Annotated in this window: 9 protein-coding genes; 5 read left to right on the forward strand and 4 right to left on the reverse strand. The window is 70.7% G+C overall.

The window, feature by feature from the left end:
- Positions 1-123 precede the first annotated feature (123 nt).
- The 4 genes from D1369_RS02205 (at position 124) to D1369_RS02220 (ending at position 5101) form a co-directional block, all read left to right on the forward strand.
- Positions 124-870 carry an IclR family transcriptional regulator gene (locus D1369_RS02205; RefSeq protein WP_118082211.1) on the forward strand — a complete coding sequence of 249 codons (747 nt, stop codon included), beginning with the start codon at positions 124-126 and terminating at the stop codon, positions 868-870.
- A gap of 258 nt (positions 871-1128) precedes the next feature.
- A complete protein-coding gene (locus tag D1369_RS02210) occupies positions 1129-1872 on the forward strand; it encodes an IclR family transcriptional regulator (protein ID WP_118083104.1) in 744 nt (247 codons plus the stop codon).
- 287 nt (positions 1873-2159) lie between these two features.
- Positions 2160-3635, forward strand: coding sequence for a family 43 glycosylhydrolase (locus D1369_RS02215; protein ID WP_240436043.1), 1476 nt, complete (start codon positions 2160-2162; stop codon positions 3633-3635).
- A gap of 17 nt (positions 3636-3652) precedes the next feature.
- Complete coding sequence (locus tag D1369_RS02220; RefSeq protein ID WP_007386779.1) at positions 3653-5101, forward strand: family 43 glycosylhydrolase; 1449 nt, start codon at positions 3653-3655, stop codon at positions 5099-5101.
- A gap of 141 nt (positions 5102-5242) precedes the next feature.
- Here the strand turns inward: D1369_RS02220 and D1369_RS02225 are convergent, their stop codons facing one another.
- Genes D1369_RS02225 through D1369_RS02235 form a run of 3 tightly spaced genes read right to left on the reverse strand, consistent with a single transcriptional unit; the run spans position 5243 to position 10829 of the window.
- Positions 5243-6682: an NAD-dependent succinate-semialdehyde dehydrogenase gene (locus D1369_RS02225; RefSeq protein ID WP_118082212.1), complete on the reverse strand. Its 1440-nt coding sequence runs from the start codon at positions 6680-6682 to the stop codon at positions 5243-5245.
- Entirely contained in the window at positions 6679-9564 is a 2886-nt protein-coding gene (locus tag D1369_RS02230; RefSeq protein ID WP_118083105.1) for an FAD-binding and (Fe-S)-binding domain-containing protein, read from the reverse strand. The genes D1369_RS02225 and D1369_RS02230 overlap by 4 nt, the downstream gene beginning before the upstream one ends.
- The gene (locus tag D1369_RS02235) at positions 9561-10829 is read right to left on the reverse strand and encodes an aminotransferase class III-fold pyridoxal phosphate-dependent enzyme (protein WP_118082213.1); all 1269 of its coding nucleotides are present in this window, start codon (positions 10827-10829) and stop codon (positions 9561-9563) included. The genes D1369_RS02230 and D1369_RS02235 overlap by 4 nt, the downstream gene beginning before the upstream one ends.
- A gap of 258 nt (positions 10830-11087) precedes the next feature.
- Here D1369_RS02235 and D1369_RS02240 point away from each other — a divergent pair, with 258 nt between their 5' ends.
- Positions 11088-12713 carry a PucR family transcriptional regulator ligand-binding domain-containing protein gene (locus D1369_RS02240; RefSeq protein WP_037902434.1) on the forward strand — a complete coding sequence of 542 codons (1626 nt, stop codon included), beginning with the start codon at positions 11088-11090 and terminating at the stop codon, positions 12711-12713.
- Here D1369_RS02240 and D1369_RS02245 read toward each other — a convergent pair.
- Positions 12682-13908, reverse strand: coding sequence for a cellulose binding domain-containing protein (locus tag D1369_RS02245; protein WP_240436044.1), 1227 nt, complete (start codon positions 13906-13908; stop codon positions 12682-12684). The genes D1369_RS02240 and D1369_RS02245 overlap by 32 nt on opposite strands.
- Between the last annotated feature and the right edge of the window lie 70 nt (positions 13909-13978).

A 13978-nucleotide genomic window follows, 5' to 3' on the forward strand; every position in this document is an offset into this window, starting at 1 on the left:
GGGCCGTGCCACATTGTGGAATGCAGTGCTAGAATCTGGCACGAGAATGACAGCGGCCCAGAGGGGAGTCAAGAGGGTGTCCAGCAGAAATTCCGAGGATTAACGGGGGGAAACCGGATGGAAATGAAGAGCGTCACCAGGTCGCTGCGCATTCTGGAGGCGGTCGCCCAGCATCAGCCGGTCACCGTCGGGGAGTTGACGAAACTCTTCGGCCTGCCGAAGTCGACCGTCCAGCGCACCCTGGTCACCCTGGCCGAGGCAGGCTGGCTGCGCGCGAACCGCAAGGACACCACTCGGTGGGAGATCGGCGCCCGGGTACTGGCCGTACGACCCGCCGCCCTCCAGGGCTCCAGCCTGTTCGCCGCCGCCCGCGAACCCATGATCCGCCTCCGGGACACGGTGAACGAGACCATCCACCTCTCCGTACCCGACGCACTGCACAGCATGGTCGTCGTCGACCGCGTCGACTGCGACCACCCCGTACGGACCTTCCACACCGTCGGCGACACCTCACCGCTGCACGCCACGGCCGTGGGGCGGGCGATCCTCGCCCAGCTTCCGAAGCGGGACGTCGAGGAACTCATCGACCAGGGCCTGGAGCGCTTCAGCGACACAACCCCCGCCGACCCCGACGAACTGCGCGCCGAACTGGACCGGGTCCGCGCCGACGGCTACGCGGTCAACCGGAACCAGTACCGACCGGGCGTCTGCGCCCTCGCCGCATCCGTGCTGGACGAGAACGGGACACCGCTGGCCGCCGTGGCCGTCTCGATGCCCGACTCCCGGTACGACGCGGACCGGGAGCCCGAGTGGGGCCGCTTGGTCGTCGGCACGGCAGCGGAGATCAGCGGGCGCCTTCTGGGCCCCTGACCAAGGGGTGGTGACCCGAGAGGGCTCCGGACCGAGCGATGGCCGGCCCGCACGCGTCGGAGCGTGCGGGCCGGCCGTCGCCGTATGTCAGGACGGCTTCGCGCGGCCGCGACCGGGGGTGGCGAGCTGGGGAACACCTGATCATGCCAGATGGTGGAACGCCATGCTAAAGTCCGGCACGGCAAGGTGCGTGCATCGGAGGGGAGTCAACAAGTGCGCACGACGAAGACACACGACTGACGGGGGCACGAGATGGAGATGAAGAGCGTCACCAGGTCGCTGCGCATCCTGGAGGCGGTCGCCCAGCATCAGCCGGTCACCGTCGGGGAGTTGACGAAACTCTTCGGCCTGCCGAAGTCGACCGTCCAGCGCACCCTGGTCACCCTCAACGAGGCGGGGTGGCTGCGCGCGAACCGCAAGGACACCACCCGGTGGGAGATCGGCGCCCGGGTACTGGCCGTACGACCCGCCGCCCTCCAGGGCTCCAGCCTGTTCGCCGCCGCCCGCGAACCCATGATCCGCCTCCGGGACACGGTGAACGAGACCATCCACCTCTCCGTACCCGACGCACTGCACAGCATGGTCGTCGTCGACCGCGTCGACTGCGACCACCCCGTACGGACCTTCCATCCCATCGGCGACACCTCACCGCTGCACGCCACAGCCGCCGGGCACGCGATCCTCGCCCATCTCCCGCGTCCCGCGGTCGACGAGTTCGCGTCGGGCACGTTCGAGGGGTACGGCGAGCAGACCATCACCGATCCCAAGGAGCTGCGCACGGAGCTCCAGCGGGTCCGCGAGCGCGGCTACGCCGTCAACCACAACCAGTACCTCCAGGGGATCTGCGCCATCGCGGCCCCCGTCCTGGACGGTGACGACGCCCCACTGGCCGCCGTGGCGATCTCCCTGCCCGACTCCCGCTTCGAGCCCCGCCGACTCGCCGAGTTGGGGCGACTCGTGACGGAGACGGCGGCAGAGATCACCGCCCGCCACCTGCGCTGAAGGCGGAACTCCTGGCACAGGGTGGCCGTCGGCCGCGCGTCGGCCACTCCACGGGAACCGCGCCCGGATCACACGCCGGTTCCTGGAGCCGCTTCCGTGTTCCACCCCGGGGCTCGGCCACGCGCAATCGTGTCGCATCCATTGACTCCCTTCCTACCTCACCCTTACCTTCTGGTCGAAGTTCCGCACAACGTTCGCCATATCGAACACCCCTTTTCGTGTTCCCTCCTCTCTTGATCCGCCCCCGAAGGGACTTGTCGTTGGTCCGCATCCGAGTCCGTCACTGGGTGACGACAGGGGCCGCGCTGCTGGCCCTCTTCGCGTCACTCCTCACCGTCCAGTCGGCGTCACCCGCCGCCGCGGCCGACGGCAAGCCGTTCACCAACCCGGTCAAGTCCGAGAAGGGCGCCGACCCATGGCTGGAGTACTACAACGGCAACTACTACCTGGTGACGACGTCTTTCACCGGTGAACTGACCATGCGGAAGTCGCCCACGCTGGCCGGGCTGAGCACTGCGCCCAGCGTGCAGGTGTGGTCGGACACCACTTCCACCCGCAACTGGAACATGTGGGCCCCGGAGATCCACTTCTTCGACGGCAAGTGGTACCTCTACTACTCCGCCGGGCCGCGCAACACCGCCTGCTGCGACAGCCAGCGCACCCATGTGCTGGAGAGCGCCGGGGCCGACCCCATGGGGCCGTACACCTTCAAGAACACCTTGACCGGGGCCAACCTCGACCCTGGCGGCTGGCTCATCGACGCCGGCGTGCTCAAGCACAACAACAAGCTGTACCTGGTCGGCAGCGGTTCGGCCGGCGGCAGCAAGCAGAGCCTCGTCATCGCCCCGCTCAGCAACCCGTACACCCTCGCCAGTTCCACGTTCACCGTCATCTCCAGCCCGACGCTCAGCTGGGAGACCCAGAGCGATGAGGTGAACGAGGGCCCCGAGCCGCTGTACAAGAACGGGCGTACGTTCCTCGTCTACTCCGCGAGCGCCTGCTGGGGCCCCGACTACAAGCTCGGGCAACTGGAGTTGACCGGTTCCGACCCGCTGCTCGCCTCCTCCTGGACGAAGAAGCAGACTCCCGTGTTCCAGCGGAACGACGCCAACGGCGTCTACGCGCCCGGCCACAACGGGTTCTTCACCTCGCCCGACGGGACCGAGAACTGGATCGTCTACCACGCCAACGACGCGGCCGGCGACGGGTGCGACAACGGCCGTACGACCCGCGCCCAGAAGTTCACCTGGAACGCCGACGGCACACCGGACTTCGGGACCCCGGTCGCTCTCGGGACCACCATCGCCGGCCCCTCCGGTGAGACCGCGACCACGCCTACCGCGTACACGATCGTCAACCGCAACAGCGGCAAGTGCCTGGACGTCACCGGCGGCAGCACGGCCGACGGCGCCAACATCCTTCAGTGGACGTGCAACGGCGGGACCAACCAGAAGTGGCGGATCGAGGACCGCGCCGACGACACCAGCCGCCTGGTGAACGTGGCCACCGGCAAGGTCGCCGACGTCGCCGAGTGCGCGAGCGCCGACGGCACCGACATCCGGCAGTGGTCCTGGCTGAACAACAACTGCCAGAAGTTCCGCATGGTCTACCTCGGCGGCGACTACGTCCGGATCGTCAACGCCTCCACCGGCAAGGTCATGGACGTCGCCGACTGCGGCACCGCCAACGGAACCGACGTACGCCAGTGGTCCTGGCTCAACAACAACTGCCAGCAGTGGCGGCTCGTCCCCACGTCCGCCTGAACCAGGAGGCAACACCCATGACACGACTCGTCAGACGGGTCATCGTGGCCGCGGCGGCCGCGCTCGCCGTGCTCACCGGCGTGACCACCCCCGCCCAGGCCGCCGCCCCGGCGTCCCCGGCCGTCACCTTCACCAACCCGATAGCCGAACAGCGGGCCGACCCGCACATCTTCAAGCACACCGACGGCTACTACTACTTCACGGCCACCGTCCCGGCGTACGACAAGATCGTGATGCGCCGGGCCACCACCCTCCAGGGGCTGTCCACGGCCGCGGAGACCACCGTCTGGACCAAGCACGCCAGTGGTGAGATGGGCGCCCACATCTGGGCGCCGGAGATCCACTTCATCGACGGCAAGTGGTACATCTACTTCACAGCCGGCTCCTCCAACGACATCTGGAAGATCCGCCCGTACGTCCTGGAGTCCAGCTCCGCCAACCCGATCACCGGCACCTGGACCGAGAAGGGCCGCATCGCCCTGCCGCTCGACACCTTCTCGCTCGACGCGACGACCTTCACCGTCGGCAGCACCCGCTACCTGAGCTGGGCGCAGAACGACCCGGCGGTCGGGGACGGCACCAACATCTACCTGGCGAAGATGTCCAACCCCTGGACGATCAGCGGCACTCCGGTCATGATCTCCCAGCCCACCAACGCCTGGGAGAAGGTCGGCCACACCGTCAACGAGGGCCCGGCGGTCATCCAGCGCAACGGCAAGGTCTTCATGACCTTCTCGGCCAGCGCCACCGACGCCAACTACTGCCTCGGCCTGTTGACCGCCTCCGCCTCCGCGGACCTGATGAACACGGCCTCCTGGGTCAAGACCCCGAACCCGGTCTTCACCAGCAACGCCGCCACCGGGCAGTACGGCCCCGGCCACAACACCTTCACCACGTCCGAGGACGGAAAGTCCGACATCCTCGTCTACCACGACCGCAACTACAAGGACATCAGCGGCGACCCGCTCAACGACCCCAACCGTCGTACCCGCTACCAGAAGCTGTACTGGAACGCCGACGGCACGCCCAACTTCGGCATCCCCGTCGCCGACGGCGCGACCCCGGTCCGTCTCTCCTCGTACAACTACCCGGACAGGTTCATCCGGCACTGGGAGTACCGCGCGAAGCTGGAGGGCAACGTCGCCAACCTCGCCGACTCGCAGTTCCGGATCGTCACCGGGCTGACGGGCAGCGGCACGGTCTCGCTGGAGTCGGCGAACTTCCCCGGCTACTACCTCCGCCACAGGAACAACGAAGTGTGGGTGGAGAAGGACGACGGCACGGCCCTCTTCGACGCCGACGCCTCGTTCTTCCAGCGGGCCGGACTCGCCGACACCGCGGCCGGGGTCTCGTACGAGTCGTACAACTTCCCGGGCCGGTACATCCGGCACTACAACAACCTGCTCTACACCCAGCCGGTCAGCACGACCCTCGACCGGCAGGACGCGACCTTCTACAAGCAGTAAGCAGGCCCGAAGGAGCACGCCCCAAGGTGCTGGACCCAGGGGCCGGGCTGTTCGACGAACGCGCCTGCGCGTCGCCCGTGAGGCGGCGCGCAGGCGTGTTACCGGCGTCCGGTGTTGCGTCGGTGCAATGAGGAGCCGCCGTCACCTCACGGGCACCGCCAGGTACTGGTACTCCAGGAACTCGTCGATCCCGACCCGGCCACCCTCGCGGCCCAGCCCTGACTGCTTGACGCCGCCGAAGGGGGCCGCCGGGTTGGAGACGAGGCCGGTGTTGAGACCGACCATGCCGACGTCCAGGCGCTCGCTGACGCGCAGGGCACGGTCCAGGCCCTCGGTGAAGACGTACCCGACCAGGCCCCACGGGGTGTCGTTGGCCCGGCGGACCACCTCGTCCTCGTCGTCGAAGGTGAGGATCGCGGCAACCGGGCCGAAGATCTCCGTGTCCATGAGGCGGCTCTCGGGAGACACCTCCGTGAGCACGGTCGGCGGGTAGAAGCAGCCGGGCCCCTCCGGCGTACGGCCCCCGACGAGGACGCGTGCACCACGCTCCACCGCGTCGGCGACCAGCGCCTCCACCTTGGCACGCCCCGTCCTGTCGATCAGGGGTCCGACATCGACGCCGTCCCGGGTGCCGGGGCCCACGACGAGCGCGCCCATCCGCTCGGCCAGACGCCGCCCGAACTCCTCCGCCACCGACCGGTGCACGAAGAAACGGTTGGCGGCCGTGCACGCCTCGCCCATGTTGCGCATCTTGGCGACCATCGCCCCGTCCACCGCCTTGTCCAGGTCGGCGTCCTCGAACACGACGAACGGCGCGTTGCCGCCCAGCTCCATCGAGGTCCGTACGACCGCTTCCGCGCTCTGGGCGAGCAGCAGCCGCCCGACGGCCGTGGAACCGGTGAACGAGAGCTTGCGCATCCGCCCGCCGCGCAGGAGCGGTTCGCACACCTCCCCCGCACGGGAGGTGGTGACGACGTTCAGCACGCCGTCCGGCAGCCCGGCCTCCTTGAGGATCGCGGCGAGAGCCAGGCTGGACAGCGGGGTCTGCGGGGCGGGCTTGAGCACCATGGTGCAGCCGGCCGCGATGGCCGGGCCGATCTTGCGGGTGCCCATGGCGAGCGGGAAGTTCCAGGGGGTGATCAGCAGACAGGGACCGACGGGGCGACGTGAGAGCAGCATGCGGTTGCGGCCGTCGGGCAGGACGCCGGCGCCGCCCTCGATACGGACGGCCTCCTCGGAGAACCAGCGGAAGAACTCGGCCGCGTACGCCACCTCTCCCCTTGCCTCGGCGAGCGGCTTGCCCATCTCGGACGTCATCAGCCGGGCGAGCGCGTCGGTGCGCTCGATGACGATCTCGTAGGCCCGGCGCAGGATCTCGCTGCGCACCCGGGGTGCCGTACGGGCCCACTCCTCCTGCGCCCGCACGGCAGCTTCCTCGGCGAGCTTGGCGTCCTTGGGACCGGCGTCGGCGACATGGCAGAGGAGCTCACCGGTCGCGGGGTCCTCGACGGGCAGGGTGGCGCCGTCCGCGGCGTCCACCCAGGCGCCGCCGATGAACAACTGCGTGGGTGTGTCGGTCATGACGTCTCTCCTGGTTGATCGGGTCGATCGGCGGCGGGGTCGAGCAGTTCCGCGAGGTGCAGGGCACGGACGCCCTGGGCTCCGGCGAGGTGGTCGATCTGGGTCGCACAGCTGAAGCCGTCGGCGACGACCACGGTCGGGGTGTCCTGGTCGATGCCGTCGAGGCGGGGTTTCAGGGCCAGGTCGGCGACGGCCATGGAGGTGTCGTAGTGCTGTTCCTCGAAGCCGAAGTTGCCGGCGAGTCCGCAGCAGCCCTCGGCCTCGTCGACCTTGCGGACACCGAGGCGGGTGAGCAGGTCGCGGGGGTGGCGGCCCTTGAAGGTGGCGTACTCGTGGCAGTGGGTCTGCAGCACGACGTCGTCCGGAAGCGCGGGCGGGCGCCAGCCGGGTGCGGCCAGGTCGGTCAGGGCTCCGGTGAGGGTGTGGACGCGGGCCGCGACGCGCCGGGCGGCGTCGGTTCCGAGGAGTTCGGGCACATCACGCTTGAGGGCTGCGGCGCAGCTGGGTTCGGCCACGACGATGGGCCGGTCGTCGCCGTTGTCCAGGCGGGCGACCGTACGGGCCATGATGCGGCGCGCGAGGGACAGCTGCCCGGTGCTCACCCAGGTCAGGCCACAGCACAGGCCGTCCTGCGCCGTGCAGGGCAGGCCGGCGTCGGCCAGGACGCGGCTCGTCGCCCCGGCCACCTCGGGGCGGAAGGCGCGGGTGAAGCTGTCCACGAACAGCAGCGTCTTCGCCGGTTCGCCGCTCCTCGCCTCGCGCAGAGCCCGGCGCAGTGCCGGCCGGGAGGCGAAGGCGGGGATACGACGCCTCGTGGTCACTCCGCCGAGACGCGCGAGCAGCTTCCCGAGGGGACCGCGCAGCAGGGCGTTCACCGGCCGGGCCGCGTAGCCGGCGAGCCTGGACGTCAGAGGCAGCCAGCCCAGGGAGTAGTGGGAGCGCGGTCTGACTCTGCCCTGGTAGTGCTGGTGCAGGAACTCCGCCTTGTACGTGGCCATGTCGACGCCGACCGGACAGTCGCTGGAGCAGGCCTTGCAGGACAGGCACAGGTCGAGGGCGTCCCGGACCTCCGTGGAGCGCCAGCCGTCCTGGACGGTTCCGCCGCGCACCATCTCCTGGAGCAGGCGGGCCCGGCCCCGGGTGGAGTCGTTCTCCTCCCCCGTGGCCCGGTAGCTGGGGCACATCACGCCGCCGGCGTCGCTGCGGCAGCGGCCGACTCCCACGCAGCGGCGCACCGCTCCCGCGAAGCCTTCCTCGTCGTGCGGGAAGGTGAACTCCGTGGGCAGGGGCTGGATCTGGTGCAGCGCGAGGTCGGCGTCGAGCGGGGCGGGAGCCACGATGACGCCGGGGTTCAGCAACCCCTCGGGATCAAAGACCTGCTTGAAGACGGTGAACGCCCGGATCGTCCGGTGGCTGTACATGACCTCCAGCAGCTCGCCCCGGGCCCGCCCGTCCCCGTGCTCGCCCGACAGCGTGCCGCCGTGCGCGACGACCAGGGCGGCGGCCTCGCGCAGAAAGCGACGAGCCGCGGTACGCCCCTCGTCCGAGGCGAGGTCGAAGTCGATGCGCACGTGGACGCAGCCAGCGCCGAAGTGCCCGTACATCACGCCCGTGAGCCCGTGATCGGCCAGGAGCTGCCGGAAGTCCCGCAGGTAGCCCGCCAGGTTCTCGGGAGCGACCGCCGCGTCCTCCCAGCCGGGCCAGGACTCCCCGCCGTCGACGAGCCGGGCGGCGAGTCCGGCCCCGTCCTCGCGGACGCGCCACAGCGAGCGCCGCTCGTCCGCGCTCGCCACGACCCGGCCGTCGGTCATCCGGCCCTGTGCCTTGACCACATCGAAGAGTTCGGCCGCGCGGGCGTCCACCGTGTTCTGGTCGTCACCGTCGAGCTCGACGTACAGCCAGGCCCGCCCGTCGGGAAGGCCGGTGACGGAGTCGGGGCCCCGCCGGGCACGCATGGTGGCGACGATCGCCTCGTCCATGCCCTCCACGGCGGTGGGGTTCCAGCGCAGGATCTCGGGGACGTCCTCGGCGGCGTCGACCACGTCGTCGTAGCCGAGGGTGAGAAGGGTGGAAGCCTGTGCGGTCGCCACCAGGCGGACCGTCGCGGCGGTGACGACCGCACAGGAGCCTTCGGTGCCCACCAGAGCGCGGGCCATGTCGAAGCCGTGCTCGGGCAGCAGGTGGTGCAACTGGTAACCGGAGACCTGGCGGGGAATGCGGCCCAGCTCGGTACGGATCGGCGCCAGGTTGTCGCCGATCAGGCGCCGTACGTCCGCCTCCAGCCGGGCGATGTGCCGCACGGCGTCGGCGTCGTTCGGGTCGGCGGCCCGCAGACCGGTGCGGTCGGCGACGGCCCGCACGCCGTCGGCCGTCACGATCTCCAGCGCGGCGATGTGGCCGCTGGTCCGGCCGTGCCGCACCGACCGGTTCCCGCAGGCATCGTTGCCGATCATGCCGCCGAGGGTGCAGCGGCTGTGCGAGGAGGGGTCGGGGCCGAAAGCCAGGCCGTGCGGGGTGGTGGCGCTCTGGAGGGCGTCGAGGACCACTCCCGCCTCGACGCGCGCGGTACGTGCCCGTGGATCGATGTCCAGGATGCGGTTCATGTGCCGGGAGAAGTCCAGGACGACTCCGGGTCCGACGGCGTTGCCCGCCATGCTGGTGCCGCCGCCGCGGGCGGTGAGCGGCACGCCGGCCCCGCGGCAGGCCCGCAGCACCGCGACCACGTCGTCGGCGCCGCGGGGGAAGGCCACCGCCTGCGGCGGGACCCGGTAGTTGGAGGCGTCGTACGCGTACGCGCCGGTCCCTCCCGCACCGGTCTCGATCCGCAGGCCGGGAGCGGTACGGGCGAGCTCGTCGACCAGGCGCGGGAGGGCGTCCGTCATCGCCGTGCCGCTCCCGAGGTGCCGGCCTCGACCGCGGTCGCCCATGCCTGGAGGCCCTCGTCCACCAGGGTCTCGTCGATGACGAGCGCGGGGATCATCCGGACGACCTGGTTCCAGGCACCGCACAGCAGCAGGAGCAGGCCCTCGTCGACGGCGGCGCGCTGCACACGGGCGGCGGTCTCGGGGTCGGGGCTGCCGTCCTCGGTGACGAACTCGGTGGCAAGCATGAGTCCGAGTCCCCGTACGTCCCCGATGCCCGGTGTTCGGTCCGCCACCGCCTCCAGGCCCTGGCGCAGCCGCGCGCCCATCGCCTCGGCGTTCTGGACCAGCTTCTCGTCGCGGACGACGTCGAGGGTGGCACAGGCCGCGGCGCAGGCCACGGCGTTGGCGCCGTACGTGCCGCCCTGCGAGCCCGGCCAGGCCTTGACCATCAGCTCCTCGGGCGCGGCGATGCCCGACAGCGGGAAGCCGCTGGCCAGGCCCTTGGCGGTGACGAGGATGTCGGGGGTGACACCGAAGTGGTCGTGACCCCAGAAGCGACCGGTGCGGCCGACACCGGTCTGCACCTCGTCCAGGATGAGAAGGAATCCGTGGCGGTCGGCGCGCTCCCGCAGGCCCTCGAGGAAGGCGCGGGTGGCGGGCACGTAGCCGCCCTCGCCGAGCACCGGCTCGACGATGACCGCGGCCGTGTCGGCGGGTGCGGAGATCGTCTGGAGCGTGTAGTCGAGCTCCTTCAGGGCGAAGCGGGTCGCGGTCTCCTCGTCCCAGCCGTAGCGGTAGGCCGAGGGGAAGGGAGTGACGACCACTCCGCTCATCAGCGGCGAGAAACCGGAGCGGAAGCGGGTGCCGGAGGTGGTCATGGCGGCGGCGGCCACCGTACGTCCGTGGAAGCCGCCGTGACACACGATGACGTTCGGTCGGCCGGTGGCCTGGCGGGCCAGCCGCAGCGCGGCCTCGACCGCCTCGCTGCCGGAGTTGGTGAAGAACAGGCTGTCCAGGCCGGCCGGCAGTACCTCGCCGAGCTTGTCGACGAGGCGGCGCAGCGGCTGGTGCATGACCGTCGTGTACTGGCCGTGGATCAGCGTGCCCACCTGCTCCTGCGCCGCCGCCACGACCTTGGGGTGACAGTGCCCGGTGCTGGTGACGCCGATGCCCGCGGTGAAGTCGAGGTAGCGGCGGCCGTCCTGGTCGAAGAGGTGGACGCCCTCGCCCCGGGCCGCCACCACGGGCGTGGCCTGGCGAAGGTGCGGCGACAGTGCGGTCATGTTCGTCTCCCGGCCTCGGTGCTGCGGTGTGCTGCGGTGTGCCGAGCATCTCCGCGGAGCACGGGTGCGCCAACGTGCGATCTGTCCGGCCGGGCCGCGACATCCGGACGTTGTGTCAGCCTGATCGGGGGCATGCCGGATGCCGCCGGCTCCCGGACCGCTCTTGCGCAGGTCAGCGGCGCTTGTCACAGTGGCCGGGCACCCCGGGCGCTCCCGGACACGGAGCCGTGTTCGCGCAGGGGATTCCATGGAGAGACCGTGAACGACAACCGACCGGCCGGCCACAGGCCCGCCCGCGCGGTCACCGTCGCCGACGTCCTGGCCCTGCCCGTCCTGGCCGCCGGACAGCCCCAGGTCGTCACCGGAGCGTCCCACCTGGACCGGCCGGTCAGGTGGGTCCACATCACGGAACTGACCGACCCCGCGTCCTTCCTCAAGGGCGGCGAACTCGTCCTGACCACCGGAATGCCGCTCCCGGACGACGTGCCCGGCGTGCGCCGGTACGTCGACGAACTGGCCGGTATCGGCGCCGCGGCACTGGTCATCGAACTCGTGCGGCGCTATCACCGCCCGCCGAGCGCACTCGTCGACGCCTGCCGCCTACGTGGTCTTCCGCTGGTCACGCTCGCCAAGGACGTCAACTTCCTGGAGGTCACCCAGGTCGTGCACGCCCTCCTGCTCGGCAATCAGGCGGACGCGATGCGCCGCAGCCAGCGCATCCACGAGGCGTTCACCGCCCTGACCCTGCGCGGTGCCGACGCGGAGGACGTGGTGCGTGCGGCGGCGGAGATGTGCGGTCGCACGGTCGTCCTGGAGAACCTGGCGCACCAGGCACTGATCTGCGAACCCTCCGGAGGCACCGTGGAGGAGGCGCTCACCGGCTGGGAACAACGCTCCAGAGCCGCCGGGGCCGACGACCGCACGGCGACAGGCGGCCCGGCGGGCTGGCTCACCGCACCGGTCGAGTACCAGGGCGAGCGCTGGGGACGGGTGGTCATGCTCCCGGCCCGCACCGACGGCCCCGCCTTCGGGGCTGAGGACATCACCGTGCTGGAGAGGACCGCGATGGCACTGACCGTCGCCCGCCTCATCCACTCCACCCCCTGGGAACGCACCGCACACCGCAACGCCCTGCGCGACCTGGTCGGCCGACGCCACCGCTCCGCCGACGACGCCCGCGCCCGCTGCGCCGCACTCGGCCTGCCGACCGACCGAAGCCGGTTCGTGGCGACCCTGGTGGACCTTCGCACGGACAGCGGGGAGACCGAAGTCGAATCCCGCCTGCACCAGGAGCTCCGGACGGCAGGCATCCCGGCCCTCGTCGGCGCGCTGGCCCCCGGCCGCCTCGGCGTTCTGCTGGCGCTGCGCCCCTCCCAGCCCTGGCGTCCCGTCGTCGACCGGCTGTGCGGCACGGCACTGGGCCTGGCTCCGCGGGCCGTCGTGACCGTCGGTTCGGAGATCATGGATCTCTCCGACGCCGCTCGTTCCTTCCACGAGGCGACCCGCGTCGCCGAGGCCACCCCGCCCGGCCAGCCCCTCCCCCCGGGCCGGTCCTTCCACGAGCAGTCCGACATCGGCCTGCACCGCCTGCTGTACGCCCTGCGCGAGGACACCCGGATCCAGCAGTACGCCGAACAGCAGCTCGGGCGGCTCCTCGATCACGACGCGCAGCACGGCACCGACCTGCTGACGACCCTGCGCCACTACCTCGAAGCGGCCGGCAACAAGACCACCGCCGCGCGCCGGGGCGGTCTCTCCCGCGAAACCATGTACCAACGCCTGCGCACCGTCGAGCGTCTCCTCGACCGCGACCTGGAGTCCGGCGCACAGCGCACCGAACTCCACACGGCCCTCACCGCACTTGATGTGCTCCGAGATCACTGACAGCACACGCGGTGCCGTTGAGGGTGTAGGAGCCCGGCGCGGTCGTGTCACCGGTGTGGACGGCCTGGAAGCCGATGCCCACGGACGTGCCCGGGGCGATGGTCGCGTTGTGGGAGAGGTTCCTGGCCGTCACCTGGCCGGAGGTGGGCGAGTAGTCCGCGTTCCAGCCGGAGGTGATGGCCTGGCCGCCGGGCAGGGTGAAGACCAGGGACCAGCCGTCGATCGCGGTGGTTCCGGTGTTGGTGATGGTGATGGTGGAGGTCAGACCGCTGTTCCACGCGCTGACGGTGTCGGTGACCCGGCAGGTGGCGGTCCCCGGTGACGGATCGGATCCCTGGAACTGCGTGAAGAACTTCCACACCTCTCCCGGCAGCCAGGTCCTTCCGCTGTCACCGGGGGCCCCGTCCTGCGGAGCGGCGATGTGCCCTTCGTCGAACGCGGCCCAGGCGACCGGATGCCCGGCCGAGCAGCCCGCGTAGGTGGTGATCCGGTGCGTCAGGCTGCCCTGCGCGGGCTCGGGCGGGTTCTGGGGGGTGCAGCCGTTGTTCCTGACGAACCTGTCCCGCATCGCCCGTCCGCCGGAGATGGCGAGGACGTTGTCCCGGAGACCGTGCACCCCGAGGTAGGCGATGGGCTGCGTTCCGCCGCTGCATCCGCTCAGCTGCCCGCCGCTCTGGACCGCGACCGCGCGGAAGACCGTCGCGCGGGCACACGCGAGGGCGTACGACATGGCGGCGCCGTAGCTGAATCCCAGAGCGAAGCGCTGGGTCGTGTCGACGCACAGGTCCGCCTCGATCCGCCGGATCATGTCGTCGACGAACGAGACGTCCTCGCCGCCGGAGTTGGCCCAGCCGTTGTCGAGGCCTTGGGGCGCTACGAAGATGGCGCTGTTGTTCGCCAGCCGCTGGAGCCCGTAGTAGGCCCAGGTGCCCGTTTCCACGGTGCGGCCCGTGGCGACGTCGGTGGAGGTGCCGCCCCACCAGTGGAATCCGAGGACCAGCCGGTAGCCGCGGTTGCGGTCGTAACCGTCGGGGACCCGCAGGATGAAGCTGCGGTTCTTGCCGCCGCTCTGGATGGTGTACGTCCCGCTCGTCAGGCCGGGTGCCTTGCCGCAGCCGGGGCTCGCGGCAGCGGTGCCGGAGGCCGTGAGGGGGGTGTTCTCGCCCTGGCCGCGGCCCAGTGCCGTGCCGCCCATGCTCAGGACGACAAGCACCGCGATCAGGGCGGGCCATAAGACGGATCGTGTCCTCGCCATCGTGCAACTC

The organism is Streptomyces sp. CC0208, from assembly GCF_003443735.1.
Classification (GTDB): Bacteria; Actinomycetota; Actinomycetes; order Streptomycetales; family Streptomycetaceae; genus Streptomyces; species Streptomyces sviceus.

Coding starts and splice junctions, on each gene's coding strand:
- D1369_RS02205 (WP_118082211.1), top strand. CDS start 124: ATGAAGAGCGTCACCAGGTCGCTGCGCATTCTGGAGGCGGTCGCCCAG.
- D1369_RS02210 (WP_118083104.1), top strand. CDS start 1,129: ATGAAGAGCGTCACCAGGTCGCTGCGCATCCTGGAGGCGGTCGCCCAG.
- D1369_RS02220 (WP_007386779.1), top strand. CDS start 3,653: ATGACACGACTCGTCAGACGGGTCATCGTGGCCGCGGCGGCCGCGCTC.
- D1369_RS02225 (WP_118082212.1), bottom strand. CDS start 6,682: ATGACCGACACACCCACGCAGTTGTTCATCGGCGGCGCCTGGGTGGAC.
- D1369_RS02230 (WP_118083105.1), bottom strand. CDS start 9,564: ATGACGGACGCCCTCCCGCGCCTGGTCGACGAGCTCGCCCGTACCGCT.
- D1369_RS02235 (WP_118082213.1), bottom strand. CDS start 10,829: ATGACCGCACTGTCGCCGCACCTTCGCCAGGCCACGCCCGTGGTGGCG.
- D1369_RS02245 (WP_240436044.1), bottom strand. CDS start 13,908: ATGGGCGGCACGGCACTGGGCCGCGGCCAGGGCGAGAACACCCCCCTC.